The 295-nt window shown below is 48.5% G+C and carries 1 pseudogene; it reads left to right on the top strand.

Annotation, left to right across the window (positions count from 1 at the left end):
* Positions 1-10: 10 nt before the first annotated feature.
* Positions 11-295, top strand: a pseudogene (locus AB4585_RS22920) (succinyl-diaminopimelate desuccinylase); the annotation flags it as partial.

Below are 295 nucleotides of genomic sequence, written 5' to 3'. Positions count from 1 at the left end.
AGGAATTAGGATGAACTCAAGTCCTGTTTTAGACTTGGCTATCGACTTGATGAGCCGTCAATCCGTCACTCCAGAAGATGCTGGCTGCCAACCTCTGATGATTGAACGTCTTAAAGCGCTCGGCTTTGACATTGAAGTCATGCATTTCGAAGATACGCTCAATCTATGGGCTCGTAAGGGCTCAGAAGCGCCTTTGTTTGCCTTCGCTGGACACACTGATGTGGTGCCAGCAGGAAACCTCAATGACTGGCACACACCTCCATTTGAGCCAACAGTAAAAGAGGGCTACCTATAC

Origin of the sequence: Vibrio sp. 10N.222.49.C9 (assembly GCF_041474985.1) — a bacterium.
Lineage (GTDB): Bacteria > Pseudomonadota > Gammaproteobacteria > Enterobacterales > Vibrionaceae > Vibrio > Vibrio crassostreae_C.
The sequence above is the reverse complement of the archived record's forward strand: the minus strand, read 5'-3'. Positions and strand labels throughout refer to the sequence as shown.